The sequence below is a fragment of the Arthrobacter dokdonellae genome (assembly GCF_003268655.1).
In the GTDB taxonomy this organism is placed as follows: domain Bacteria; phylum Actinomycetota; class Actinomycetes; order Actinomycetales; family Micrococcaceae; genus Specibacter; species Specibacter dokdonellae.
On the sequence record NZ_CP029642.1, the window covers coordinates 3,624,924 to 3,651,129 of the forward strand.

General features: G+C 66.8%; 27 protein-coding genes and 1 other RNA gene. 8 read left to right on the plus strand and 20 right to left on the minus strand.

The annotated features are described in order from the left end of the window. Positions 1-19 precede the first annotated feature (19 nt). From DMB86_RS16150 to DMB86_RS16160, 3 genes are all read left to right on the plus strand, one after another. Positions 20-784 (plus strand): class I SAM-dependent methyltransferase, encoded by a 765-nt coding sequence (locus tag DMB86_RS16150; protein WP_227878435.1) that lies wholly within the window; start codon positions 20-22, stop codon positions 782-784. 95 nt (positions 785-879) lie between these two features. Continuing rightward, positions 880-2,136, plus strand: a complete 1,257-nt coding sequence (locus tag DMB86_RS16155; RefSeq protein ID WP_113718691.1) for an Nramp family divalent metal transporter — start codon at positions 880-882, stop codon at positions 2,134-2,136. 16 nt (positions 2,137-2,152) lie between these two features. Beyond that, positions 2,153-2,926, plus strand: a complete 774-nt coding sequence (locus DMB86_RS16160; protein WP_113718692.1) for a metal-dependent transcriptional regulator — start codon at positions 2,153-2,155, stop codon at positions 2,924-2,926. A gap of 17 nt (positions 2,927-2,943) precedes the next feature. On the opposite strand, the gene DMB86_RS16165 is transcribed toward DMB86_RS16160, so the two are convergent. The 3 genes from DMB86_RS16165 to DMB86_RS16175 are packed head-to-tail and all read right to left on the minus strand — an operon-like array spanning position 2,944 to position 5,313. Next, the gene (locus tag DMB86_RS16165) at positions 2,944-3,333 is read right to left on the minus strand and encodes a YrdB family protein (RefSeq protein ID WP_113718693.1); all 390 of its coding nucleotides are present in this window, start codon (positions 3,331-3,333) and stop codon (positions 2,944-2,946) included. Positions 3,334-3,347: 14 nt separating this feature from the next. After that, positions 3,348-5,006, minus strand: a complete 1,659-nt coding sequence (locus DMB86_RS16170; RefSeq protein WP_113719635.1) for an AMP-binding protein — start codon at positions 5,004-5,006, stop codon at positions 3,348-3,350. A gap of 7 nt (positions 5,007-5,013) precedes the next feature. Next, positions 5,014-5,313, minus strand: a complete 300-nt coding sequence (locus DMB86_RS16175; protein ID WP_110503179.1) for a DUF4193 domain-containing protein — start codon at positions 5,311-5,313, stop codon at positions 5,014-5,016. A gap of 291 nt (positions 5,314-5,604) precedes the next feature. Here DMB86_RS16175 and DMB86_RS16180 point away from each other — a divergent pair, with 291 nt between their 5' ends. From DMB86_RS16180 to DMB86_RS16190, 3 genes are all read left to right on the plus strand, one after another. Next, entirely contained in the window at positions 5,605-6,003 is a 399-nt protein-coding gene (locus DMB86_RS16180; protein WP_113718694.1) for a hypothetical protein, read from the plus strand. 70 nt (positions 6,004-6,073) lie between these two features. After that, the gene (locus tag DMB86_RS16185) at positions 6,074-6,808 is read left to right on the plus strand and encodes a hypothetical protein (protein ID WP_113718695.1); all 735 of its coding nucleotides are present in this window, start codon (positions 6,074-6,076) and stop codon (positions 6,806-6,808) included. Next, on the plus strand, positions 6,805-7,500 hold the full coding sequence (locus tag DMB86_RS16190; RefSeq protein WP_113718696.1) for a hypothetical protein: 696 nt from the start codon (positions 6,805-6,807) through the stop codon (positions 7,498-7,500). The genes DMB86_RS16185 and DMB86_RS16190 overlap by 4 nt, the downstream gene beginning before the upstream one ends. Positions 7,501-7,740: 240 nt before the next feature. Here the strand turns inward: DMB86_RS16190 and DMB86_RS16195 are convergent, their stop codons facing one another. From DMB86_RS16195 to DMB86_RS16270, 16 genes are all read right to left on the minus strand, one after another. Next, complete coding sequence (locus DMB86_RS16195) at positions 7,741-8,331, minus strand: GNAT family N-acetyltransferase (RefSeq protein WP_113718697.1); 591 nt, start codon at positions 8,329-8,331, stop codon at positions 7,741-7,743. Positions 8,332-8,581: 250 nt separating this feature from the next. Continuing rightward, positions 8,582-8,948: a transfer-messenger RNA gene (gene ssrA / locus DMB86_RS16200) on the minus strand. A 74-nt stretch (positions 8,949-9,022) separates the two neighbouring features. Next, positions 9,023-10,342 (minus strand): glycoside hydrolase family 3 N-terminal domain-containing protein, encoded by a 1,320-nt coding sequence (locus tag DMB86_RS16205; protein ID WP_227878436.1) that lies wholly within the window; start codon positions 10,340-10,342, stop codon positions 9,023-9,025. 4 nt (positions 10,343-10,346) lie between these two features. Further along, positions 10,347-11,231: a cytochrome c oxidase assembly protein gene (locus DMB86_RS16210; protein ID WP_113718698.1), complete on the minus strand. Its 885-nt coding sequence runs from the start codon at positions 11,229-11,231 to the stop codon at positions 10,347-10,349. 3 nt (positions 11,232-11,234) lie between these two features. Beyond that, complete coding sequence (gene smpB / locus DMB86_RS16215; RefSeq protein ID WP_113718699.1) at positions 11,235-11,705, minus strand: SsrA-binding protein SmpB; 471 nt, start codon at positions 11,703-11,705, stop codon at positions 11,235-11,237. 179 nt (positions 11,706-11,884) lie between these two features. Beyond that, entirely contained in the window at positions 11,885-13,327 is a 1,443-nt protein-coding gene (locus tag DMB86_RS16220; protein ID WP_227878437.1) for a M23 family metallopeptidase, read from the minus strand. Between the two features lie 76 nt (positions 13,328-13,403). After that, entirely contained in the window at positions 13,404-14,318 is a 915-nt protein-coding gene (ftsX, locus tag DMB86_RS16225) for a permease-like cell division protein FtsX (protein WP_113718700.1), read from the minus strand. Next, positions 14,315-15,247 (minus strand): cell division ATP-binding protein FtsE, encoded by a 933-nt coding sequence (gene ftsE, locus DMB86_RS16230; RefSeq protein WP_113718701.1) that lies wholly within the window; start codon positions 15,245-15,247, stop codon positions 14,315-14,317. The genes ftsX and ftsE overlap by 4 nt, the downstream gene beginning before the upstream one ends. Positions 15,248-15,422: 175 nt before the next feature. Next, positions 15,423-16,541 carry a peptide chain release factor 2 gene (prfB, locus tag DMB86_RS16235; protein WP_113719638.1) on the minus strand — a complete coding sequence of 373 codons (1,119 nt, stop codon included), beginning with the start codon at positions 16,539-16,541 and terminating at the stop codon, positions 15,423-15,425. 52 nt (positions 16,542-16,593) lie between these two features. After that, a complete protein-coding gene (locus DMB86_RS16240; protein ID WP_227878438.1) occupies positions 16,594-17,070 on the minus strand; it encodes a pilus assembly protein TadG-related protein in 477 nt (158 codons plus the stop codon). Continuing rightward, positions 17,067-17,519 carry a hypothetical protein gene (locus DMB86_RS16245; protein WP_227878439.1) on the minus strand — a complete coding sequence of 151 codons (453 nt, stop codon included), beginning with the start codon at positions 17,517-17,519 and terminating at the stop codon, positions 17,067-17,069. Before DMB86_RS16245 ends, DMB86_RS16240 begins: the two co-directional genes overlap by 4 nt. Continuing rightward, positions 17,500-17,847, minus strand: coding sequence for a TadE family protein (locus tag DMB86_RS16250; RefSeq protein WP_113718702.1), 348 nt, complete (start codon positions 17,845-17,847; stop codon positions 17,500-17,502). The genes DMB86_RS16245 and DMB86_RS16250 overlap by 20 nt, the downstream gene beginning before the upstream one ends. A gap of 83 nt (positions 17,848-17,930) precedes the next feature. Next, positions 17,931-18,215 carry a hypothetical protein gene (locus DMB86_RS16255; RefSeq protein WP_227878440.1) on the minus strand — a complete coding sequence of 95 codons (285 nt, stop codon included), beginning with the start codon at positions 18,213-18,215 and terminating at the stop codon, positions 17,931-17,933. A 234-nt stretch (positions 18,216-18,449) separates the two neighbouring features. Next, positions 18,450-19,388, minus strand: coding sequence for a type II secretion system F family protein (locus DMB86_RS16260; protein ID WP_227878441.1), 939 nt, complete (start codon positions 19,386-19,388; stop codon positions 18,450-18,452). Then, positions 19,385-20,239 carry a type II secretion system F family protein gene (locus DMB86_RS16265; protein ID WP_113718703.1) on the minus strand — a complete coding sequence of 285 codons (855 nt, stop codon included), beginning with the start codon at positions 20,237-20,239 and terminating at the stop codon, positions 19,385-19,387. The genes DMB86_RS16260 and DMB86_RS16265 overlap by 4 nt, the downstream gene beginning before the upstream one ends. Continuing rightward, a complete protein-coding gene (locus DMB86_RS16270) occupies positions 20,239-21,462 on the minus strand; it encodes a CpaF family protein (RefSeq protein WP_113718704.1) in 1,224 nt (407 codons plus the stop codon). The genes DMB86_RS16265 and DMB86_RS16270 overlap by 1 nt, the downstream gene beginning before the upstream one ends. Positions 21,463-21,637: 175 nt before the next feature. Between DMB86_RS16270 and DMB86_RS16275 the strand changes: the two genes are divergently transcribed. Together DMB86_RS16275 and DMB86_RS16280 are read left to right on the plus strand one after the other, a co-directional pair. Further along, the gene (locus tag DMB86_RS16275; RefSeq protein ID WP_171814525.1) at positions 21,638-22,954 is read left to right on the plus strand and encodes an alpha/beta hydrolase; all 1,317 of its coding nucleotides are present in this window, start codon (positions 21,638-21,640) and stop codon (positions 22,952-22,954) included. A gap of 81 nt (positions 22,955-23,035) precedes the next feature. Next, positions 23,036-25,039 (plus strand): DUF6541 family protein, encoded by a 2,004-nt coding sequence (locus DMB86_RS16280; RefSeq protein ID WP_335645014.1) that lies wholly within the window; start codon positions 23,036-23,038, stop codon positions 25,037-25,039. 72 nt (positions 25,040-25,111) lie between these two features. Here DMB86_RS16280 and galE read toward each other — a convergent pair whose 3' ends face one another. Further along, a complete protein-coding gene (gene galE / locus DMB86_RS16285; RefSeq protein ID WP_113718706.1) occupies positions 25,112-26,125 on the minus strand; it encodes a UDP-glucose 4-epimerase GalE in 1,014 nt (337 codons plus the stop codon). Between the last annotated feature and the right edge of the window lie 81 nt (positions 26,126-26,206).

Consider the following 26,206-nt stretch of genomic DNA (forward strand, 5'->3'; position numbering starts at 1 on the left):
TCCACCACCAGAACGGAGCATGATGTCAGGCGCGGGCGGACCGGTCTTTGACGACGCACGGCGGGTGGCGATGGCCGACGCTTTTCAGGAGGGCGGGGCCCATTACGACAAGGTGCGCCCCGGCTACCCGGAGGAGTCGCTGGACTGGCTTTCCTCCGGCCTCGACGTCCGGGACGTCCTGGATGTCGGAGCCGGGACGGGGAAGTACACGCAACTGCTGGCCGTGCGGGGATGGCGGGTGACCGCCGTCGACCCTTCGGCCGACATGCTCGAACAGCTGAAGCGGAACCTCCCGGCGGTCAAGACGCTGCCGGGAACTGCGGAAAGCACGGGTTTGGCGGCTGGTTCCGTGGATCTGGCGGTGGCCGCCCAGGCCTGGCACTGGTGCGATCCGGTCGCGGCGAGCACGGAGCTGGCGCGCGTCCTGCGGCCCGGAGGCGTGCTCGGGCTGGTGTGGAACCAGCTGGACGTCAGCATCCCCTGGGTGCACCGGCTGTCGCGCATCATGCACGCCGGCGACGTCCACAAGCCCGATTTCCGCCCCCACGTGGGCGCCGAACTCCATGACCTCGGCCTCCATGAGACCCGGTGGGAGCAGGTGGTCACTGCCGAGGAACTGCTGGAGCTGGTCAAGTCGCGAAGCTACTACCTCCAGGCCGACGGGCCCACACGCGCCAAGGTGCTGGGCAACCTGCGCTGGTATTTGTTTGAGCATCTGGGGCACGTCCCCGGCGAGGACGTCGCGCTCCCCTACTACTGCCAGACATGGCGCGTCCACACGTAAGCCCTGTGTCGCGCAAACCTCGACAGCACCATTCCCACCGGCTACTATTTCGGTATACCTAAATTTTACCTTTAGGATGATCGAAGGAAAGCTCATTGCTCGAATCCCCCGCGACCAGGACACGTTCACCGAAGCGCAGCCGCGGCGGGCGGCTCCTTCTTCTGGGCCCGGCCTTCGTGGCGGCCATCGCCTACGTGGACCCGGGCAACGTCGCTGCCAACCTGACGTCCGGCGCGACGTACGGCTACCTGCTGGTCTGGGTGCTGGTCGCCGCGAACCTCATGGCCATGCTGGTGCAGTACCAGTCAGCCAAACTCGGCGTGGTGACCGGCAAATCGCTGCCGGAGCTGCTCGGACGGCGGTTCGGGACGTCCGGACGGCGGCTGTACTGGGCGCAGGCGGAGCTCGTGGCGATGGCCACCGACCTGGCGGAAGTGGTGGGCGGCGCCATCGCCCTGAACCTGCTCTTCCATGTGCCGCTTCCCGTGGGCGGGCTCATCGTGGGCGTCGCGTCCATGGCCCTGCTGGCCGTGCAAAACCGCCACGGGCAGCGCCACTTTGAGGCCATCATCATCCTCCTGCTGCTGGTCATCACCGTCGGATTCCTCGCCGGGCTGGTGCTCAGCCCGCCGGATCCGGCCGGTGTCCTCTCCGGTCTGGTACCGAGATTCGAGGGCAGCCACAGCCTCCTGCTGGCCGCCGGCATGCTCGGGGCCACCGTGATGCCGCACGCCATCTACCTGCACTCCCAGCTGGCCAAGGACCGGCACACCGGCGCCCGCCGCACCCGGGAATCCCTGCGCCGCATTGTCCGCGCCACCCGATGGGACGTGGTTGCCGCCCTGCTCCTGGCGGGTGCCGTGAACATCGGCATGCTGCTCCTCGCCGCCTCCACGCTGGGCGGGGTGTCCGGCACCGACACCATCGAGGGCGCCCATGCGGCCATCGCCGCAAGCCTGGGCCCGGTGACCGGCGTGGTGTTCGCCGTCGGCCTGCTGGCGTCGGGACTGGCCTCCACGTCGGTGGGTGCATACGCCGGCGCCGCCATCATGCACGGTCTCCTCCACGTCCGCATCCCGTTGCTGGCACGGCGGGTGGTCAGCCTGATTCCGGCCATCGTCCTGCTGACCGTGGGCGTGGACCCCACATGGGCGCTGATCGTCAGCCAGGTGGTGTTGAGCTTCGGCATACCGTTTGCCCTGATTCCGCTGCTGCGCCTGACCGCCGACAAGGACCTCATGGGCGAACACCGGGACCGGCTGCCCTTGCGGCTCGCCGCCCTGGCCAGCGCCGTCCTGATCGTGGCGCTGAACGCTCTCCTGCTGTGGCTGACCGCCACCGGGGCGGCGTAGCCGGTAGGCTGGGCAGGTGAAAGCCACCGCCACATCCTCCAGCATCGAGGACTATGTCAAGGTCATTTACTCCTTCACGGAGTGGCAGGACAAGCCCATCACCTCGACTCAGCTCGCCACCAGGCTGGGCGTGGCCAATTCCTCGGTGTCGGAGATGGTCCGCAAGCTCAAAGACCAGGACCTGGTGGAGCACGAACCCTACAGCCCCATCCGGCTCACCGCCGCCGGCCTCAGGCTCGCCCTCGGCATGGTGCGCCGCCACCGCCTCCTGGAGACGTACCTGGTCCGCGAGCTCGGCTACACCTGGGACGAGGTCCACGAAGAAGCCGAGCTGCTTGAACACGCAGTCTCGGAGACCTTCATCGAGCGCATGTCCGCGAAGCTGGGGCACCCCAACCGCGACCCCCACGGCGATCCGATCCCGGACGCCGGCGGGCGCATCACCATGCCGCCGTCGCACCGCCTCGACGAGCTCGACCCGGGGCACCGCGGGCGCGTCAGCCGCATCAGCGACCACGACCCCGAACTCCTCCGCTACCTGGAACAGCACGGGATCGGCGTCGACACCGAACTTCAAATTGTCGGCCGGCGCCCCTTCGGCGGCACCCTGGAGGTGACGCTGCTCCCCTCCCCGGGTGCCCCGTCAGCCGCGGACGACGCCGGCCGGCTCGACCTGGGCGACGAGGCCGCGGTTTCGCTGTGGCTCGCCACCGTCGGCACCCACCCCGGCTGCACCGTCCAGGAACCCGCCGGCGGCTCCCTCATGAACCCGCCCGGCGCCGACGGCTGACCGCGAAGGTCCCGGCGCTACCGCGCCAGGCTCGACCACCGCGACGCCGCGAACCACAGGAGACTGACGGCCAGCATCACCCAGCCCAGGGCCGTGGCGCCGGCGGCGAGAAGCGCCGCGCCGGCCACCATGAACAGCACCAGGGACACCCCGGACACCACGTTCAACGGGAGCCGGCGGGAGCCCTTCGGTGCCATGAAGATGCCCCACAGCACCACCACCACGGCCGGGACGCCGATGCCGAGCACCAGGTTCCAGGGGCTGGGCTGGCGGAAGCCCCAGTAGAGAAAGGAAGCCACCATGGCGATTTCCAGGACAAACCCGAGCGCCGGCAGCAGGATCCCTGCAGCGGCGGCGTGGAGGTCCGAGTAGCGGGTGGTGGCGGCTTCCGCCGTGCGACGTCCCATGGTTCCTTGTCCGCTCAGTCGTTCGTTGGCGCAGCGGCCAGGTCGCGGCGCAGGACGAACCGCTGCACCTTCCCGCTGGGGGTCTTGGGCAGTTCGGCCAGGTAGTGCACGCGGCGGGGGTAAGAATGCGCCGCGAACTTTTCCTTCACCAGCTGCTGCAGTTCGGTGGTGAGGGCCTCGGTGGGGCCACCGCCCTTGTTCAAGACCACACAGGCCTCAAGCACTTCGCCGCGGATCGCATCGGGCACGCCCACGACGGCGGCTTCCGCAACTGCCGGGTGCGCGGCCAGGACCGACTCCACGTCGAACGGCCCAATGCGGTAGCCGGCCATGATGATGACGTCGTCGTCACGGGAGCTGAAGTAGAGGCAGCCGTCGCCGTCCCGGCGGCCGGCATCGCCCGTGAGGTACCAGGCGCCGTCGGCGGTGAACCTTTCGGCGGTCTTCCCCGGCGCGTCCACATAGGAGGTGAACCAAAAGAACGGACTCCGCGCAACGTTGATGGCCACGCGCCCCAATTCATCGTCGGCCGCGGGCGTGTCAGCCGCATCGGACAGGACATCCACGCTCCATCCCGGCAGGGACGGGCCCATCGAGCCGGGCCGCAATGGCAGGCGCAGCGCGTCATGCCACGCGTTGCCGGCCACCATGCCATGCTCTGTCTGGCCGTACTGGTCACGGACCTCGACGCCAAATGCGCCACGGCCCCACTCGATGACATCCGGGGTCAGCGGCTCCCCGGCACTGGAGGCCCGGCGCAACGCATGCCCAGGTTCCGCCCCGGACGCTGCCCGCAGCGCACGGTACACAGTGGGGGCGGCGGCGACGTTGGATACCTGGAATTTTTCCATGACCGCCCAGGTCAGCGCGGGGCTGAAGCCGGCGGACAGCAACAGTGTCCGGACGCCGGAAGCGAGCGGGGCCAGCAGCGCAAAGTAGAGTCCGTAGGCCCAGCCGGGGTCGGCCATGTTCCAGAAGACATCGTCCCGGCGCACGTCCAGTCCGAATTCCTGGTAGCCCACAAAGGAGGCCACCGCGCGCAGCGGGATCGGCACGCCCTTGGGCGTGCCCGTTGTTCCGGAGGTAAACAGCTGCACCAACGTGCCGTCCCCGCCCACGGCGACCGGTCCGCCGTCGTCCGGGGAAAGGCCGGCAAAAGCGCCCGCGCCGGCCACCATCTCGGAGAACGCCACGTCGTAGCCGAAGGCGTCGCCACGGGCCACGACCACGAGGGGCGAGGCATCGTTGGGCACGCCATCCGGCGGGACCAGCTTGCGGCGCTGGTCGGCGTCGCAAATGACCAGCCGGGCGCCCGTGGCCTGGAGGCGTAACGCGATGGCGTCATGGGCGAAGGCAGTGAACAGCGGCACGTCCACGGCTCCGAGGCGCCACAGTCCCAGCAGAGCGACCACCAGTTCCGCCGATTTGCCCATCAGGGTGGCCACGTGGTCGCCACGGCGCACGCCAAGCGTGCTTAGAGCGGCGGCGAATCGCGTGGATTCCTCACGCAGTTCGCCGTAGGTCACGTCCCTGCTGTCCAGCCCGGACCCCACCACCGTGAAGGCGGTGCGGTCCGCCGGATGCCTGTCGCAGAACAATTCCGCGGCATTGGCTCCGGGCACGGCAAAGGTGTCCAGCAAGTCCTGAACACGGTCCCGTGCGGAGAAAGTCATCGCAAAATCAGCCTTCACAGTCCTTGCAGTACAGCAGCCCGTTCTTTTCCCGCGCCACCTGGCTGCGGTGCCGGACCAGGAAGCAGGAGGCACAGGTGAACTCGTCTTCCTGCGCCGGGATGACCTGGATGATCAGTTCTTCATTGGATAGGTCCGCGCCCGGCAGGTCCGTGCCTTCGGCCGTGTCCGAGTCCTCGACGTCAATGTGCGCCGTCTGGGCACCGCCGCGCTGGACCTGAAGAGCCTGGAGGGACTCTGTCTCGTGGTCTTCGTCCTTGTTGCGGGGTGCGTCGTAGTCCGTTGCCATGCGGTTTTCAAACTCCTGGTGTTCGTGGTTTCGGCGGGGTATTTCAGCGCCCCATCCTAGCCCCTCAAAGCAGGATACGTGCCGTTAAATTCCCAATGTTTTCCCACAGCATAGGGTACGGTGGCCCAATTTCCATGCCGAAGTGCCATTTCCCACGGAATTTACGTGCCAAAACGGGGAATTTGTGCGTTTTGTCACGTCATGCGCGGCTTCCGTCCGCCCTGAATAAGGCACGACGCCGGTGCTCCCGGCTCGCTGTCCGCCGCACCTACGCCATATCCTTGGAGGAACATGGCACACAACTCTCATTCCGCAAATCCCTCCCTCAACCGCAGGCAGGTGGCACAGGCGCTGAACATCCCCCCGGAGATGGCTGCGCGCAACGGCATCCCGTCGCGCATGCCTGCCAGCGACGTGGCGGAAATTGATGCCAACCCGCCCGCGTGGCTGGCCCAGTCCCGGGCGAACTCCACCGGGAAGCGGCCCGTCTGGGTGGAGTTGCGCTGCTACGTGTGCGACTTCCACGAACTGGCCCGGCCCAAAAAGTGGTGGCCGGAGTTCAGCTACGTGATCTGTGACTTCCACGGCGACGGGGAGCTGCCCGCCCCGGCCCCCGGCCGGCGCCGCAGCCAGTTCGACGGCGTAGGCAGCCGCTTCCGCGGCTTCACCGACACCAGCGACTCCGCCTAGCAGAACCCAGATTCCCCCCGCTCCCTTGAGCCCGTTCCATCAAGGGTCAGAGTTAAGGAGCTCCCCGGCCGTGACTGTTCCGGCGAAGGCCTTTTTGCATTGGCTGGACATCTCGGCCCCAGGCACCAGCCACGCCGCCGTGTGCCGTGCCGCCGGCATCAAGCGCTCCACCCTCGCGCAACAGCTGGTGCGCGGGCGCGTCACCGTGGCCACCGTCGCGGCGGTCAGCCGCTCCTTGCGGCTGCCCGTGGTTGAATCCATCTCCATGTTCGCCCCGTACCGGAACCTGGCCGAAGGTGTTGCACAGCCCACGGATGCGGAACTTCTGAGCCAAATCTCCGACATGGACCTGCTGCGGGAGATCCTGAACAGGAGCGCTGCGGCGGAGAGCGGTTCCCCGGCAGCGGCGACCACGCTCTCCCCCATCCCGCACCGGGCGTCCGTGCGAGCCTGGCTCGACGCCGCCGGCCCTTCCGAGCTGCGGAAGCGGCTGGCCCGGGACGCCGGGATTGCCCCGCAAAACCTGTCCGCCCAAATCACGGCCAACCGGCTCACGCCCGAACTGGCCGTCCGGGCCGCCGGGCTGGCCGGGGTGGGCCTGGCCAACGGCCTGGTGGCCACCGGCTTCCTGACTCCCGATGAGGCCGGCTGGCTCCCCCACTCACGCAGAGACGCCCTGGGCAGGACGCCCAACAGCGCCTTGGTCGCGCTGACCGCCGAACGGCTCGAGGCCCTCGGCCGCACCCTGCGGCGCACGGAACAGGACTCGGCCGCCGCACAGACAATATGGGAGAACCTCGGATGACCGCAATCCTGCAATGGACCGCCTTGGTGGTGTGTCTTGCCTGCACCCTATGGCGGCTTCCAGCCTTGGCCCATGGCCGCAACAAAAGCCTGTTTTGGGCCTTCGCCATGGTCACGGTTTCCGTGGGGCTGAGCATTCCGGCCCTGTACGATCCGGTCGACGGCGCACTTGGCGGCGTGAACTTTGCCAACGTGGTGCTGCGCCTAAGTCTCTTCGCGACCTTCTTCCTGCTGGCGGCCAAGGTGGCGGCCGCCTACAGCTCCCCCAGGGCACTGGCCCTTATCCGCGGGCCGGTGGGCCTGGCGGTGCTGCTCGCGTGCTCGGCGGGCATTTTGGCCACGTACTTCGCCTCAGACCTGCGGGGGTCGAGCCCTGGATTGTCCGGGTTCTTTGGCCAGCCGTCGGTGGCGGCCTACATGTGGATCGGCCGGCTTTACCTCGGGTACGCCGCGGCATGTCTGGTGGTGCCCACGGGGCGGGCGGCGCTGTCACGGCGCCGCCCGCTGGACCGCGCGGCGGCGCTGTCCATGTGCCTGGGCTTCACCTTCGTCTGCCTCACCCTGGTGGTGCAGGTGACGCCGTGGCATCAGGCGGCCGTGATGGGCCTGCTTTCCTTCGGCTCCGTCCTGCTGGTGGCTGCCGGACTGGCGCTGGTCTGGGTGTCATATTTGCGTGGCGCCCGGAGGCAATGAAGGCGCGAGGTACACTTTTCCATTAGCGTCTGGCATACTAATGATTGTGTGAACACCAAAGTTGCTGGTTGCCACACATTTCCTTTGGGGGTAAGTGGTGGTCGGAACGTGTTGCGGCCACCACTTAACTTTTTAAGTCCATCGTTTGGACTCCCGTGAATGCTGCGCGTGCGCACCACGCCCCGTGCACGGAGGCGCATGACGAAGCGGTCGAGTGCGTTGAAGGGCTCCTGGGACGCATTAAGTCTGCACCGGGGGCAGGCCTAGGTCCCGTGCCGACGCCCACTCCTGCCGGGTGATGGCGTATTCGACGTCGCCGTGCTCGTCACCGGGAATGCGGACCGGCCAATCGGCGGTAAACGCCCGCACGCGCCGCATGCCGGACTTTTCCATGACCCGCCGCGAACCGGCATTTATCGCCATGGTCGACGCCTCCACGCGCTCGACGCCAAGTTCGGCGAACCCTTTGGCTATCAGTGCGCGCGAGCCTTCGGTTGCGTAGCCGCGGCCCCACGATGCGTGGCGAATCCGGTACCCGAGTTCCGGCCGATCAGCTTCTGCCCCGGGAGCGGGACGGAAGTGGAACCATCCAAGGAAATCCCGTGACCCTTTCTCGATCGCTGCCCAGAAGCCATACCGGGCACTGCGGCGGTAATAGTCCAGGTAGGCGGGGAGGACGTCCGCCTCGATCTCCTGTCGCGAGAACTCCGGGGGGCCGCCGGTGATGTACCGCATGACCCGGGGGTCGCCGTCGAGCTGCACCAGCAGGCAGGCGTCAGACATCCTGAACCGCCGCAGCAAAAGCCGGTCCGTTTCCAAGAACGTTTCCATGCCGCTCCCGCCTCCCGCCCGTGACGGAGCCTTAACCCGGGGTGGGGGCTGCCGCGACATCGGGGTGATACAGATGCTGGTGATACCGATGCTACCGGCCGGGAGGCGGCCATGCAGCTTTTGCCAGGGCCGTCGGGCATGCAAGGCATCCTGAGAGTGGCCGCGGCCTGCTCAAGGCCGCAGGAGGCACCCCGGGAAAACAACAGGGCCCGTCCCCCGCCGCGATGGCGTGGAACGGGCCCCCATAGGGATGTGGAGATGGGGAGAATTGAACTCCCGTCCGATGTTGCTTCATCAGGGCTTCTCCGGGTGCAGTTTGCGTCGGTTTTTCTCGGCCCCAGCTATCTCGCAAACAAGTAGCTGCCAGGCCCAGTTGCATAAGAGTCCCCTAAGTTCCTGCAACAAGAACTTAGAGCAGTGGCCCTCTAAATGACGCCAGGATCCGGGACGAGAGCATTCCCGGGCTGACGGACTGTCTTACTGCTTAGGCAGCAAGAGCGAAGTCAGTGCGATTTGAGTCAGCACTTATTGTTTTACAGAGATCGTTTACGAGATAACCCTGTATCCTCGACCCGCTTCACCTGTCTCGACAAACACCGTCGAAACCGATCATCCCCTATTGTGTTTTCAAACCCACGCCGTGCCGGCCGTGGACTATTCATCATAGCGCATGGGCAGGCGCAAGTATTCCCTACCCCGCGATCAGTCCCTTGGCCGCCTTGGCCTCGAGCACCAGCAGCGCCGCTGCGTCGATCCTGCGGGCGAACGCGGGATTGCTTTGCGCGGCGGCCACCATCCCCTGATACATGGTCGGCGCCACGGACTGGTTGGTGCACAGGACCATGGTGCCGCCGGCGTTGATGAAGTCCACGCCACGCTGGGCCGCGGGCACGGCCGCCACCTGCCGGGCGTCGCAGATGTCGTCGCTGACGATGATGCCCTTGAAGCCGAGGTCGCCGCGCACCATGCCCTGGATGATGACGTGGGAAAAAGGTCCCAGGTCCTGGGTGTCAATTTTCGGGTAATACGCGTTGGAGACCATCAGCCACGGCACTCCGGCGTTGACGGCGTCACGGAACGGGGCGACGTAGGGGTCGTTGCGGACCGTGACGCTGTCCGTCACCCCGGCCGTCACATCCGTGTTGCCGGTGACCCGCCCCAGCCCGGGAAAGTGCTTGACCGCCGGCTCCACCCCGGCGGCCAGCATGCCGCGGGCGAACGCCAGCCCGTGGCTGGAGACGGCTGCGGGCGTGTACCCGTATTCGCGGCCGAAGGCGCCGATGGGTGCGTTCCGCGGCGCAAAGGCGGCCCCGGGCACGGTGTCCAGCACGGGCGCCAGGTTAACGTTGACGCCCGCGGTGGCCAGCTGCTGTCCCCAGCGCTTTGCGTCGGCCTGCAGGGTGGCCGGGGCCAGCAGGCCTTGTTCGATGGCCTGCGGCATGGTGTCAAAGCCGGGCCCGCGCATGATCTGCACGAAGCCGCCTTCCTGGTCCGTTGCGACGAAGGGCCGCACGCCATTTTCGAGCGCATGTCCCGCGGCGTCGGCGACCACGGCCGCGATCGCGTCGACGCCGGCGGTGCTGCGGCCCTTGAGGAACACATTGCCCACATGCAGGTCCGCCAGCACGTGCACGGATTGTGCATCGGCGCCAGTCACGGGCGAGGACACCATGAATGCCTGGCCCACGCGCTGCCCGAGCGTCATGGACGCCAATTTTTGCCGCGCCAGGTCCGTCGTTGGCGCGTTCGACGGCGGCGCCTGCGTTGCGCTGCCGGGCGGCGGTGCCGCGGGAGTCGTGCCGGGCGTCGCGGTGCCGCGCGGCCGGCTGGGCGTGGCAGGGGATGACGTGCGGGTGGCCGAAGCCGGGCCCGGTGTCGGCGCCGTGGAGACGGAGGTGGCGGCCGGCGTTTTCAGCGGAGGGGAGGAAAAGGTGAGGGCCAGGACAACCACCAGGGCCAGGACGGCAGAGGCCGCGCCGATGCCCCACCAGTGGCGGGCCTTCCACGCCACGGTTTCAGTCCCTCAGGTGCAGGTGGGCGGCGTTCAGGTCATCCATTTGTTCGTCCGTGAGCTCGTCGAGGATCTTCCGCTCACCCTTGTCCGACGTGGAAAACCGGACAAAGAGCAGGATCATGACGGGCAGGTCCATGATTTCGGCGATGAACCACAGGAAGTCGCCGCCGAGCTGCTGGTCCCGCAAGGCGTCCGGAAACCAGCCGGGCACGGGTCCGGTGAGGGCCCCGGCGCCGTCCAGGATGTTGGGCGTCAGGCGCATGACCAGGCCCGGCGCGGCGTCGGCCAGCAGCTCGATGAAGGCAAACACGAACTGCAACATGATCAAGGCCGTGCTGACGCGGGTCTTCTCCTCGACCATCGGCAGCACCATGAGCAGGCCCAGCAGCGGAATGGCGAGCGTGAGCAGGCCTTCGAGCGTGGGGCTCAGTCGGGAGATGCCGGCCAGCGGCGTGAGCATCATGGAGAGGACAACGAGTCCCACCACGGGGGCCACGGCGCTGTTGGCGAAGAGATCCATGGGCCGCCGTGCCGCGGCGGCGAGGAAGGTCCGCAGGCGCCCCGGACGCATGGTCTGTCGTGCCAGGCTGACGGGCAGTCCCAGTGCAAGGCCGGCCGGGACAACGAACAGCATCATGGCGATGCGCACGGAGAAGGCCCACCGCAGCTGCGGCGAGTACGTGCCGAGGAAGCCAAGGTTGACGAAGGCGTAGAGTCCGAGCCCGAGGACATAGAACGCCGCGGCACGCCACGCGGGCCACCGCACGCCGGCGGCCGCCGCCGCCCGCACCAGCCCCCAGCCGTAGAGTCCCCCGGCGGCGGCGATCAGGGCCAGGGCCCACAGGTCCAGGCTCCAGGTGCCAAGGAACACGCCCCAGGGTGGCATCGGCTAGCCCCGGTTCTTCTCGCGCATGACGCGCAGCGCCTCACGGTTGTCCTGCTTCTCGCGCAGGGACTGGCGTTTGTCGTAGTCCTTCTTGCCGCGGGCAATGGCGATCTCCACCTTGGCCCGGCTGTCCAGGAAATACAGCTGCAGCGGCACAATGGTGAACCCGGATTCACGGGTCTTGTGCGCGATCTTCTCCAGCTCCTCGCGGTGCAGCAGGAGCTTGCGGCGGCGGCGGGCCGTGTGGTTGGTCCAGCTGCCGTTGAGGTACTCGGGGATGTAGACGGCTTCCAGCCAGAGTTCGTCATTGTAGAACGTGGCAAAACCGTCCACAAGGGACGCGCGGCCCTCACGCAGCGACTTCACCTCGGTGCCCATCAGGACCAGCCCGGCCTCATAGGTGTCCATGATGTGGTAGTCGTGCCGGGCCTTGCGATTGGTGGCCACCACTTTCAGGCCACTTTCCTTAGGCACTGCGGACTCCTTCACGGGTGGTTGCACCGTGGGACGGTGAAATTTATCTTCGCGCACCGCCGGTGCGGTGCGCACTTCAGTCTAGCAACTCCGGCGCCGCGAACAGTTGGCGCTGCGCACGGCGCACAAGGCGGAGGATGGCGGCCAGGCGGCAGGTGACAGGTGCGGCACGGGCGCGGCTACAGCAGTGTCATCGGGTCGACGGCCACGCCGTTGAGCCACGTTTCGAAGTGCGCGTGGCAGCCGGTGGAGTTTCCGGTGCCGCCGGAGATGGCGATCAGCTGGCCCCGGCCGACATGTTGCCCGGTCGACACCTGCACCGAGGTGTTGTGGTAGTACGCCGTCAGCAGGGCGTTCCCCTGGATGACGCCGTGGGAGATCTTCACGCCGTTGCCGCCGCCGTAGACGTCCCAACCGGCAAAGACCACGGTGCCGGCCGCCGCGGCGTACACGGGGGTGCCGCAGGGGGCTCCGAAGTCAATCCCGGTGTGGACGTAGCCGCCCTTGCCGTAAAAGTCGATGGTTCCGGGCGGGGTCTGGCGCCAGCCAAAGCCGGAGGTGATGGGAACGTTGGTGGCGAAGGGGTGCTGCAGCCCGAAGGCCGATGGGTTGCCGGGCGCGGGCGCAACATAGGGCGGGGACACGTAGTTGGTGTCGCCCGCGGCCTTGGCCTGCGCAGCCTTTTCGCGGGCGATGCGCTCCGCCTCGGCCTTGGCGGCGGCGGCCGCCGCCTCACGTTCCTTGCGCTGCCGTTCGGCAATCTGGGCGGCCACGGTGTCCTGCTGCTTCTGCAGCGCCGCCACCTTGGCCTGGATCTGCGGCTTCTGCTTTTCCAGCTTGGCGTTGATGGCCGCGGAATCGCTGATCAACTTGTCCACCGCGGCCTTCTTGGCCGCCGCCTGGTCGCGGGCGGCCTGCTCGGCCACGAGGGCCGCGTCCGCCTGGACCTTCAGGTCCTTGATCTCAGCCTCGACGGCGGTCAGCCGGGCCTGCGCGTTCTGGTTGGTGGCCTTCTGCGTGGTCAACTGCGCCAACACGGCATTCTGGCCGCGCATGGCCTGCTCGGCGAGGTCGATTGAATTGGCCAGGTCGCCGGAGTTCCCCGCCCCGAGGATCAATGCCAGATTGGCGGGTATGCCCCCGGCCTTGTAGGACTGCGCGGCGATCTGGCCGATCTTGCTCTTAGCTTCCGCCTGCTTTTTGGAGTCCAGGGCAATCTGGGCGGTGATCTTGTCCTTGCTGGTCTGCGCCAGGTCAATGCGCGCCGCCAGCGAGCTGACGAGGTCGGTGGCCGCCCCCACACGGTTCTGGGCATCGGCCAGCGCCGCCTGGGCTCCCGGCAGCTGGCCCTGGTAAGTGACCAGGTCGGCGGCCGACTTCGCCAGGCCGGCGTCGACAAACTCCAGGGCCGAGGCGGCGTCGTTGGCCTGCTGCTTGAGGGCGGCGGCCTGGTCGTCGAGATTGTCCGCATGGGCGGCAGGAACCAGGCCGAGCAAGCCTGCCATGAGCACGGCAGCGAGTGCGGCGCCCAGGCGCCCGGTCGCAGCCTGGCGCGCCGTCCGGCGTCGTAAGGGCACGGAGGGTCTGCCCGCCGCGCTTCCCCCGGGTGACATCGAGTCCATGCTCAAACTGCTCCTTGCGTTGTGCGCCTGGCGGCCCGGGCCGGGAGGGACAGTGATGGGATCCCTCCCGGGTGAATCATACTTTGAGGTTTTTTCGCAGCGAAACGGCCGACGCGGCGCCGGCCAGCACCACGCCCAGCAGGATCAGGACCGGGTAGATCACCAGGGCCTGCGTGGTGGAAATGATGGGGGTGCCGCTGTTGCCGCTGGCGAGGTAGCCGCCGAGGAAGAATTCCACGATCGCCCACACCGCCCCGGAGGCCAGCAGGGCCCCGACCGTTGCGGCGATGACACCCTCCAGCACAAAGGGCAGCTGGATCACCGTCTTGGACGCTCCCACCAGCCGCATGATGTCAATCTCCTTGGCCCGCGACTGCGCGGAGAGCCGGATGGTGGTGGCTATCAGCAGGGCGGCACAGACAATCATCAGCACGGCGACGCCCACGGCCACAATCGTGGCGATGTTCATCCACGAGAACAGCGATTCAAGGACCTTGCGCTGGTCCACCACCGAGTCCACGCCCGGTGTGGCGGAGAAGGACTCGTTGATGATCTGGTACTTTTCCGGGTCGGTCAGCTTGATCCGGAACGACGACGGCAGGTTGCCGGCCTCGACCGAATCCGACATGGGCGAATTGGCGAACTGTTCCTTGAAATGGACCAGTGCCTCGGCCTGGCTTTCAAACGTCCAGTTCTCCACGTACGGCTTCACGGCGGGTGAGTCCAGCATGGCCTGGATGGTCTTCTTCTGGTCTGCGGTGACGGGGCCGGAGACGCAGTTGGCGTTCGTGGGCACGTCGTTGCACAGGTAGATGGTGACTTGCACCTTGTCGTACCAGAAGCCCTTGAGCTGGCCGATCTGCAGCTGCAGGACGCCGGCCGCGCCAACGAACGTGAGGGAAACAAAGGTCACCAGGATGACGGAGATGACCATGGTCAGGTTGCGGCGCAGGCCGCTGCCCAACTCGCTCATGATGAAGGCCAGTCTCATGGCTGCCCTCCCTTCGGCGCGTTGTCCTCGGGCGTTCCGGCCGGATACACGCGCCCCCTGTTGCGTTCGAGCCGGGGCGGCATGGACTCATCCCCCGCGCGGGCGGCTGTCGCGGCGCTCACGGCGCGCTGGCGGCGGGTCTGGGGCTCGGCGTCGTCCGTGGAAGGCACGACGGCGGACGGCCCGCCTGCCGCTGTGGGGCCGTCCGGCTGCGTGCGCGGCTGGGCCGCGGCCACGATCGGCATCATGGAGGTGTACTGCGCACGGGCCTCGTCGCGGACCACCCGGCCGTGGCGCAGTTCAATGACGCGCTTGCGCATGGAGTTGACGATGTCGTCGTCGTGGGTGGCCATGACCACCGTGGTGCCATTTTGGTTGATCTTGTCCAGGATTTCCATGATCCCGGCACTGGTGGTGGGGTCGAGGTTTCCCGTGGGCTCGTCGGCCAGCAGGATGCCCGGCTGGTTCACGATGGCGCGGGCAATGGCCACGCGCTGCTGCTCGCCACCGGAAAGTTCGGTGGGCAGGCGCCGTTCCTTGCCTTCCAGGCCCACCAGTTCCAGCACGCGCGGGACCTCGGTGCGGATGGCGGCGCGGGACTTTCCGATCACCTGCATGGCGTAGGCGACATTGGCAAAAACGGTCTTGGTGTTGATGAGGCGGAAGTCCTGGAACACAATGCCGATGCCGCGGCGGAACTTCGGCACGCGCCAGCTGGGCACGTTGGCCACATTTTGGCCTGCCACATACACCTGGCCGTGTTCGGTCTTGTACTCGCGCAGGACCAGGCGCAGGAATGTGGACTTGCCCGAGCCGGAGGAACCGACCAGGAACACAAACTCGCCGCGGTTGACCTCCAGCGAGACGTCGTCGAGCGCGGGTTTGCTCTTTCGGTCGTAAGCGATGCTCACATTTTCAAAACGAATCATGACTTTTCGTTGCCCTTCCAGCGAACGGTACTGGCATGCCGGTGCCTGGGCTTAGGTTTGGGGAAAGAAACCACCGGCGTATCGACTATAGGCGTCCCGTCGCGTCTTTCCGCGCTCCCGGCTCGGTGTGTCGGGCGACGGGAAAGCTGTCAAAGGCGGCCCGGAGGGCGCCCCGTTACTGGTTTTCGGCGTTGCGGTTGTCAGCGCGCCAGCGGATCCCGGCGTCGATGAAGTCGTCGATTTCGCCGTCCAGGACGGCGGAGGTGTTGCCAACCTCGTACTCCGTGCGCAGGTCCTTGACCATCTGGTACGGGTTGAGGACGTAGGAGCGCATCTGGTCACCCCAGGATGCCTTGACGTCGCCGGCCATGGCCTTCTTGGTGGCGTCTTCCTCAGCCTTTTTGAGCAGGAGCAGCCGCGACTGCAGCACGCGCATGGCCGCTGCGCGGTTCTGGATCTGCGACTTTTCATTCTGCATGGACACCACCGTGCCGGTGGGAAGGTGGGTGAGCCGGACGGCGGAGTCAGTGGTGTTGACCGATTGCCCGCCGGGTCCCGAGGAGCGGAAGACGTCCACGCGGATCTCATTGTCCGGGATCTCGATGCTGTCCGTCTGCTCGATCAACGGGATGACCTCGACGGCGGCAAAGGACGTCTGGCGCCGGCCCTGGTTGTCGAACGGGCTGATGCGCACCAGCCGGTGCGTGCCCGCCTCCACGCTGAGCGTGCCGAACGCGTACGGCGCCTTGACCTCGAAGGTGGCGGACTTCAGCCCGGCCTCCTCGGCGTAGGACGTGTCCAAAACGGCGGTGGGGTAGCCGTGGCGTTCGGCCCAGCGCAGGTACATGCGCAGCAGCATCTCGGCGAAGTCGGCGGCGTCCACGCCGCCGGCGCCGGACCGGATGGTCACCACGGCCTCGCGTTCGTCGTACTCCCCCGCCAGCAATGTCACGATCTCCAGATCCTTCAACGACTTTTGCAGCACAGGAAGGTCCTTGGCCGCCTCGGCGAGGGAGTCGGCGTCGTTCTCTTCCCGGGCCAGCTCCACCAGGACTTCCAGATCGTCGATCCGGGCTTCCAGGGTGCGCAGCTTCTCCAGCTTGGACTGGGCGTGGCTGAGCCTGGACGTCACCTTCTGGGCCGCGGCGGGATCGTCCCACAGGTTGGGCGAACCTGCCTGGTCCGATAAATCCTCGATGTCTTCCAGCAGCCTGTCCACCTCGGACACCTGTTCGATGGAGACGTAGGTGGCGCGCAGCGCCTTGATTTCTGCGGAAAAGTCGATCTCAGCCATGATGTTCAAGCCTACGGCATGCCCGGGGCTCCTCCGGCGGGAGCGCCTGGTTTCAGAGAACCAGATGCGCCCGGGCGGTTCCGGTCACGGTCAGCACGATCCCGTCCGGGACCAGGAAATTGATGAACACGGGATGCACGACGCCGCTCAGCTGCACCTGTGCGGTGCGGCCGTCGGCGGTCCCCGTGCCCCCGACAATCTGCACGCCGGACAACGCCCTGGGCACCTCGACGCCGGCCAGATAGTCGCGGGCCGCGGCGTTGACGCCTTGGCCGGTCAGCCGGGTGCCGGGGTCCGTGTCCACGGACCCGCCGCTGAGCGTGAAGGTGTCAGCAGCGGCGAGCGCCGCGCCGTCGGCCATGGACAGGAGCCTTTTGTGGCCGATGTAGAGGCTGGATCCGGCGGCCACCACGGTGATGAGAAGGAGCGCGATCAGGACATATCCGATCATGAGCACCATGACGTGCCCTTCCTGCCGGTTCTGCCCGTCCCGCCAGTTCTGCCGCGGGCTGTCCTTGGCCTGGCTCATTTGAAGCGGCCCACCTTTTGCGCCGCGGAAGCCTGCACCTGGGCGGCGGACAGGCGGGTGCCGGGCAGTCCTCCCACCAACGGAAGGTCCACGCGCAGGGTAACGAGGGCACGTACCATCGTGCCCGGCGTCTGGCAGCCGCCGTCGCAGGTGATGGCGAGCGACGCGTCGGCGGGATCGAAGCCCATGTCGGTGACGGCCATCGAGACGGCCGTTTCCGCAGCCTGCCGCGCCGCGCCGTCGTCGGACTGGATGACAAAGACCTTGGCGGCCTGTTCGGCGGCTCCTTCGACGGCGTAGGCCCCGCCCTGCAGGGCTCCCACAGTCAGGATCAGGTACGCCACCGGAACCATCAGCAGCACCGCCAGGAACACAAACTCGACAATGGCGCTGCCCTGCTCGGGGCCCGCGCGCAGTTCCGCGGCCGGCCTACCTGTCAATGACGGCATGGCCGCTCATTTCCAGGCTGCGCGCCGGTCCCCACAGTCCCAGCAGCGGCAGCGGTGCCGAGACGGAAACCGTCAGAAGGGGGATCCCGTTCGAGGAGGACACGGTGGCGGAGACCTCCCGGGTGAATCCGTTGCCCAGCGCGGAGCCGATGAGAAGTTCGGCGCGGTCCCGTGCGTCCTGCGCGGTGCGGTCGGCGAGCGCACCGTATCTGGCCGCCGACGATGCCGCGTCAGCCACGGTGTTGCGCACATGCAGCACCAGTGCCAGCTGGATCAGGGCCAGGAACATGACCGTCACAATGGCTGAGACCAGCACGAAGTCGACCACCGCCGCGCCCCGTTCGTCCCTGCCGGCGGCCCGCTCCGGCCACGGCGCGGGCCGCTCGTCCCTGGGCGCGGGCTGCTCCGGGATCAGGGATGGACCTGGTCCATGGCCTCGTTGAACATCTTTGCCAGGGCGGGCCCGGCGATGGCGAGGAGCCCGGCCACGAGCACCGCCGACATCAGGGTGATGAGCACCCAGCCGGGCACGTCCCCGCGCGTCCTTCCGGTGGCCGGGCGGAGCCGGAACTGCTTCGGTCCGGCCAGCCAGCCGGACAGCCACGCGGCCAGCCACTGCTGAACTGCCGCCAGCCGCTGCTGACCTGCCGCCTGGAGTGCCAGCGCGCGTTCCGCCGGCGGATGGATCTTTTCCATGGTGTTTCCCCTCTGTGCTGTGTTCGCGATGAGTGTGGTGGTCAAAGGTGGGTCCGTGGACGCCGGCGCTGCCGTCGGCCTCTCCACGGCGGGCACGTTCGCAGCGGGCACGTTCTTGCCGAGTTCCTTCGCGCTGGGCGCCTTTGTGTCTTACGCCTTTCTGTCGGGTGCGTTTGACCTGCTCCGCCACGCGGATCACATCCGGCGGGTGCGGCGACGGCGGGTCAGCGGGCATCAGAAGCCAAACTGCAGCAGGGCCAGGCCGGGGAAAACGGCAAAGATGACGGTCAGCGGCAGCACGCCGAAAACGAGCGGCACCATCATGGCGATTTCCTTGCGCCCGGCCGCCTCCATCAGTTCCCGCTTGGCCACGTCGCGTACGTCCTGTGCCTGCGCACGCAGGACATCGGCCAGCGGCGTGCCTCTGTTGACCGCAACGCTTATCCCGTCAACGAAGCGGGCCAGCGCCGGGATGCCGAGACGGTCGGAGAACTCTCCCAGCGCCTCCACCAGCGGTGTGCCGGCCCTGGTCTGGGCGACGATCTTGGAGAATTCGCCGGACAGCTCGCCGCGGGATTGCCGGGCCACCCGGTCCAGGGCACTGCCTGCGCTCTCGCCGGCGCCCACTGCCAGCGCCATAAGTTCAGCCAGGGCAGGAAATTCGGCGAGGATGAGGGACTGGCGGCGCTTGATCCGGACGCCGAGGAGGTAGTCACAGCCAAGGTAGCCGCCCAGCATGAGGCCGCCCGTGAGCGCCAGCCCGCCCATGACGTTGGCATGCCCGTGCCAGAGCAGGATCAGGGAGAGCGCCAATCCGACGACCATGCCCGCGCCGGTCCACATCAGTTGGATGGCCCGGAATTCCAGCGGGGATTCACTCCGGCCCGCACGTTCCAGCCGCGAGGCGAGTCCCTTGACACTGATGTTGGCCCTTCCGAGCCGCGTGACCGCATCGGAGACCAGCAGGCGGAAGATGCGTCCGAGCGGACCAAAGAGAGCACCTGTTTCCTCCTGCGCGAGCAGGCCGGAGCGGCTCGCGACGCTGCGCAGCTGCGGCTCCACGCGTTCGGCAAAAGTGGGACGTCGCATGGCCGGCAGGCGGACAAACATCAGCCACAGCCCCAGTCCCTGAACGAGTCCTGCGGCGAGGGTGGCGGCGGCGTGGCCGTTCACTGCAGCACCCGCCGTTCGTTGGGCAGCGCCCCAATGCGCAGCATGAGCCGGTAGCACACGACCGAAACCAGCAGCCCGCCGCCCAGCACCAGCCAGCCTGCCGCGGTGTTGTAGGCCGCGATGGCTTCGGGCCGTGTGGCCATGAGCATCAGCACGATCCACGGTGCGGCCACGGCCAGTCGGGCAGCGTTGACGGTCCAGGATTGGCGGGCCTCGAGTTCGCTCCGGGTGCGGGCATGGTCCCGGAGGAATTCCGCCAATGTGCCGAGCAAGCGCCCGAGGTCGGTGCCGCCGACGTCGCGGGTCAGCCGAAGGGCTTCGATGATACGGTCCGCGACGGGATCGGACAGGCGCCCCTTGAGCTTTTCCAGCGCCGCCTCGAAGTGGCCCGTGGACCGGTAGTCGGCCCCAAAGCTGAGAAATTCACCGCGCAGTTCCACGGGTCCCTTGACTCCCAGCTGGATCAGCGCCTCCGGGAGGGAGAGTCCGGCGCGGATGGCGGACCTCAAGTGGTCCACGACGTCGGGCCAGAGTTCGCGCAGGACGGAGGAACGGCGTCGTGCCCGCCAGCGCAGCAGGGCAAAGGGGACGTACCCCGCGAACAGGCCCAGGCACAGGGCGATGGGCGCGGCCCCGGTCAGCACAAACACCAGCAGCGCGGCCAGGACGGCAAACCCCAGCGTGCTGGCGAGCAGCGACGACGGCGTCACCTGGGCCACGCCTGCCTGCTGGAGCAGTTCCTCAAGCCTGCCGGGCCGGGCCGTCCTTGGCCGCTGTTCGGGCATGCTCCAACAGGACGTCCACACCAGGAACAGGCCCAGCCCGGCCAACAGCCCCACGAGTGCCGACATCAGGGCTCCCCCATGAGCGCTGCGACGCTGTAGCCGGCGGCTGCAAACTTTTCCGGTGACGGCATGGCGGAGGCGGATGGCGCGAGCCGGCCGTCGACGGTGTCAAAGGCCATCCCGGATTCGATGACGCCGTTTTCCACGCGGCGGCCCAGCGAGAGGATCTGGCCCACGCGGCGTTTTCCGTTGGGCAGCCTGACGCAGTGGACCACCAGGTCTATGCAGGCAGCAACGGTGGGAACCACGAAGGCCGCGCTGATGTTTTCCCCGGCCAGCAGGGGCAGCGTGCAAATCTTGACGACGGCGTCGTGGGCCGAGTTGGCATGGACACTGGCCATTCCAGGGAGGCCGCTGTTCAGGGCGATGAGCATGTCCAGGCTCTCGGCCTCCCGGACCTCGCCCACAATGAGCCGGTCGGGTCGCATCCGCAGGGCCTCCTTGACGAGGCGGCGCAGCGGAATTTCACCTGCGCCTTCTAGGTTGGGCTGGCGGCACTGCAGGCCCACCACGTCGCGCAATGGCAGCCGCAACTCAAAAATCTCTTCCACCGTCACCACCCGTTCGCGGGAGCCGATGCCGGCCGCGAGGCAGTTCAGCAGGGTGGTCTTGCCGGCCTGGGTGGCCCCGGAAACGAGAATGTTCAAACCGCTGCTGACCGCGGCGCCGAGAAAGCGGGCGGCCTGCGGCGTGAGCGAGCCCAACTCGACAAGGTGTTCCAGGCGGCTGGCGCGGGCAGTGAACTTGCGGATGTTCACGGCCCAATGGCTGGCGGTGATGTCGGGGATGACCACGTGCAGCCGGGAGCCGTCCGGAAGCGCGGCGTCGACAAAGGGACTGCTCAGATCAAGGCGGCGGCCCGAACTTTTCAGCATCCTCTCGACCAGGTCGCACACCTGCTGTGCGGTAAACGCCAGGGTGGTCAGCTCGGATTCGCCGTTGCGGGCCACGAAGACCTCATCCGGGGCGTTGAGCCAGATTTCCTCGATGTCGGGGTCGTCCAGGAACGGCTGCAGGGCGCCAAAGCCGGCAACGGCGTCGTATACGTGCTGCATGGCGTCCCCGGCATGGGCCAGCGGCGGGACGGCACCGACGAGGGACCGCTCTCCGTAGTCGTTGACCGCGGCCTCCACCAGGTGCCGGACCTCGCTGCCCTCCCGCAAGGGGTCAAGGCCCTTCCGCCGGATGAGTTCGCGAACCTCACCCTCAACCAAAGCAAGTGCATCCATCGTGCGTCTCCGCCCCGTTGCGGCCCTTATCCCCTTGACAGTGGAGCTTAGTCCGGAGAATGGAGAACACGCCAGAGGCAGTATCAGCTGTGGACAACCTGCGGTGCCGCGGGCGGGCGTGTTCTCACAGGCTTTTCCCAGAGTGCCATCATGGAACGGCCATTATTCTGAACGAGTGAATTCGCTCCTCCAATTGCCCATCATCAACGGCGCCGTGCCCGCCGCGCTCATCGCCGCCGGCCTGCTCGCGCTGCTGTGGCTGGTCTGGGGGAACAGGCGCGTCCTGACCCGCTGGGTGCCCGGTGCCCTGGTAATTTCAGTCGCCGCGACCGTCATCTTTTGGTACCTGGCCGAGAAGGTCTGGAACCTGTGGGGCGAGCCGCTGCCGCGCAGGCTGTACATCTACGCTGGACTGGCACTGTTCGCCGTTTTGATGATCGTGCCGAAACTGGTAACCCTGCGTCGCCTCTGGGCACGGCTGCTGGTGGCGCCGGTTGCCGCCGTCGTCCTTCTTTCAGCAGCGGGCCTCGCGAACCAGAACTTTGAGTACTACCCCACCCTCGGTTCCCTTTTCACCGCCACCGGGACCACCGTAAAAACCTTGGGCCAGTTCGAGGCCGACTACGGCAGGATGTCGCCGCCGGCGCGCACCGGACCCACCACCCCGGCCACGTGGCGGCCACCCGCCAACATGCCCGACCACGGCGAGGTCGTTTTCGTCCACATCCCCGGCACCATCTCCCACCTGGCAACGGCTAATGGCTACGTCTATCTCCCACCTGCCTATCTCGCCGCACCAAAGGCGAACCTCCCCGTCTTGGTGCTCATTCACGGCGTTCCGGGCGGTACGGGTGACTGGCTGCGCGGCGGGCGGATCGCGACGTTCATGGACCAGTATGCGGCCGCCCATAACGGCCTTGCGCCTGTTGTGGTGATGCCCGACGCGGGCGATTCGGGCGCGTACTACCCGTCGGCGTGCCTAAACAGCAGGGCAGGCCAGGCGGCCACCTACCTCACGCGCGACGTCCCGAACTGGATCAAGAAGACCTTCGGGGCCGGAACCTATTCACCCCGGCAATGGGCCATCGGCGGGTTTTCGTATGGCGGCACCTGTGCCATGACGCTGGCCGTCAACCATCCCGAGGTGTATCCGACCTTCATCGACAGTTCCGGCGAATCCGAGCCCACCATTTCACAAGGACATGCCTATCTAGTCAAGAAGTACTTTGGTGGCAGCACTGCCGACTTCGCCAAGCAAAACGCGCTCAATATTCTCAAGAGCCGCCGCTACAAGGGCGTTGCGGGCGTGGTGACGGTGGGTGCCGGCGACACGTTCTACCGGCCGCAGGGGGTCGAGGTGTTCCGTGCCATGGAACACGCCGGCATGGACGTCCGGCTGCAAGAGGCACCCGGGGGGCACGCCTGGCCAGCCTGGCGCTATGGCGTCTACCACAACATGGAGTGGCTCATGGGGCGGCTCGGCGTCGATTGACCAGCCGCCACATGGTGCCGTTGATTGGCACGTTCGCTTGCTAGACTCGGGGCGGACTTCTAACGATCGGCGGACAGTGGCATGACTTGGTGGCAGGCAGTACCGGCAATTGGCACAGCCGCCGTACTGCTCTTCCTGCCGGGCCTCTTCTTGGCGCGCGGACTGGGGGCAAGGGGATTTTCCCTGGCCGCACTGGCTCCCCTGGGCTCCTGCGGCCTAGTGGGCGTTGCTGGCATTATTGGCGGAGTGACACATATTCCGTGGTCGCTTTGGCTTCTCGCGGGAGTCACGGTTATCTGCACGGCGGCTGCATGGGGGATCCGTAGGCTCGTGCATGGCGGGGCCACCCCAGTCGGTAGGTCTTCAGGGCCGGTATTTCTGGGCTGGATTGCCGTGATCGCATCCCTGGCCGTCGCAGCCACGCTGGTCATGGGCCGCCTGCTGCCAGCGATGGGGAGCCCAGACTCCTTTGGGCAGGTCTACGACAATGTCTTCCACCTGAACGCCATCAGATACATCCTCGAAACGGGCAATGCGTCGACCCTCAATTTGGGCAACATGCTCTCTGGCGGGCATGGCATTTCCCTTTATCCCTCGGTGTGGCACTCACTCGCCGCCCTGGTGGCGCAGCTGGCATCAGTCAACGTCTTGGTCGCGGAAAACGCGCTGACAGTGGCCGTTGCCGCGTTGCTCTGGCCCTTCGCCTGCATCTGCCTGGTCCGTGGCATCCTCGGCCCGCGCATCCTTCCTGTGCTGGTCGCCGGAGTCCTGTCCGCCGGATTCTGGATATTTCCCTACCAACTGCTTCAGTGGGGGCCGCTTTTCCCCAACACGCTCTCATATAGTCTTCTGCCCCTGGCGGTTCTTGTCGTGGCAGGCTTGTTTGGCCGGCTTCGGGAGCCGATCGCCACCATGTTCACCCTGTCAATGATGCTGCCAGTGGGCATCGCAGCGCTTTTCCTCACCCAACCCAACGGCTTCAGTGCGCTCTTGGCGTTGACCGTGCCGATTGTCGCCGGCCGCTGGCTCCGCCAGTTTGTCGACGGACTTCATTCCCGCCGACGCGTCCGGCAGGCAGTCATCACCTTGGCCTGGGGCGCAGCCTCCATAGTCCTCGTCCTGCTTATCTGGAAGGCACTCATTCTTGGCTTTGACGCCTGGAAGCCGTCCAGGTCTTTGCATGATGCTGTCAAGGATGTGTTCACAGGCGGTCTGCTGGGGGGCAGATTCACCTGGCTGGCATCATTTATGGCTGCAGCTGGATTGCTGGTCATCATGATCAAGCGGAGGGGCTGGTGGATGGTAGGTGCGATGGCGGCCGCCGGTGGTCTCTACGTCATAGCGGCCTACCTGCCGACTGGCCCGCTCCGCCAGTTTCTGGTCGGCAGCTGGTACCAGGACCCATACCGCCTGGCGGCCCTTGTCCCCCTGTTCACGATAGTTCTGGCGGGAGTGGGGGTCGACGGCGTCGCCTCGGCCCTCGCCGCCGGCGCCCGTTGGCTCGCGGCCAGGATTTCTCCCGCTGTCCAGGAAACGCTTCTGCGTCCAGCAGCCCTCCTCCGAATGGCAGGCGGCCTCCTGGCCCTGGTGGTGGCCGCTTCAGTCCTCACGCCCCTCTCAATGCAGGCAAACCACAAAGGCCTGGACTACATCAGCGCCAAGATCAAGCAGTCCTGGTCTTGGACCCCGGGCTGGGTGGTGTCCACGGACGAATACAAATTGATGCAGCGCCTCGACAAGGACGTTCCGGCGGATGCAGTGATTGGGGTCGACCCATTTAACGGTGGCTCGCTGGCCTATGCCGTCTCGGGACGGAAGGTGTCTCAATACCACCTCTCGCCTGGCCCGTCAGCACCGGTGGCAGTGGCGGCCAAAGGCCTTGTGAATGCCGTTCCAGGGTCAAAAACTTGCAAGGCAGCAAAAGCGGCGAACATTCAATATGTACTCGATTTTGGATCCTTTTACATGCTCCAGTTTCCTGAAGCCAGGATCTACCCTTCTTTTGTCGACATCAAGGCTTCTTCAACACTGAAACTTGTGGACCGGCAAGGCGCGGCCAAGCTATATAAGGTGGTTGGTTGCTAAAAGCCATGCCGGTTCCGGACGTGGCGACCTGTCAAGCAGGACGCTGAACACTTGGACAGCCTTGGACCTCGGCTAGGCCCCGTACCCCTGCGGGTTCTCGCGCTGCCAGCGCCAGTGGTCCTGGCACATCTGGGCGAGGTTCCGGTGTGCTGACCAGCCCAAGTCCGCCAGCGCCGCTGACGGATCCGCGTAGCTCACCGCGGCGTCGCCAGGGCGGCGGGGCGCGAACTCGAAAGGGACCGGCTTGCCGGCGGCGTCACCAAACGCCTGGATGACCTCAAGGACCGACGAGCCGTTGCCCGTGCCCAGGTTCCATCGGAAGACCCCGGGATGGGCGGGCAGGTAGTCCAGCGCGGCCAGGTGCCCGGCGGCCAGGTCCATGACGTGGATGTAGTCGCGCACGCCGGTGCCGTCCGGCGTCGGGTAGTCGTTGCCAAACACCATGACCTTCTCGCGGCGCCCCACCGCCACCTGGGCCACGAACGGCAGCAGGTTGTTGGGAATGCCGCTGGGGTCCTCGCCGATCCGGCCGGACTCGTGGGCGCCGACCGGATTGAAATAGCGCAGCAGTGCGACGTGCCAGGTGGGGTCGGCGGCACCGAGGTCCGTGAGGATGTCCTCAATCTGTTCCTTGGTGCGTCCGTACGGGTTCGTGGCGTCCAGCGGCATCTTCTCGACGAGCGGAACCTCCTCGCTGGCGCCGTACACGGTGGCGGAGGAACTGAACACGATGGTGCGCACACCGTGCCTGTCCATGGACGCCAGCAGGTTCAGGGTGCCGGCGATGTTGTTTTGGTAGTACATCAGCGGCTTGGCCACGGACTCCCCCACGGCCTTGAGCCCGGCAAAGTGGATCACGGCGTCAAACGCGCCCCGCGCAAACAGGCCGTCAACCCCGTCGGCGTCCAGGAGGTCGAGTTCGACAAAATCCGGGTGTCTGCCCGTCAATTCCTCCACGCGGCGCAGCGACTCCGCCGAGGAATTGGCCAGATTGTCCAGGACGACGACGCTGTGCCCGGCTTCCAGCAGGCAGAGAACAGTGTGTGAACCTATGTAGCCGGCGCCGCCGGTCACCAAAACTTTCATGCGCTCCAGCCTATAGGGCGCGGGGCGCTGCCGAAGCCGCTCCAACATCGGCTCGTTGGAGCCGCCGCCCAATTGGCGGCG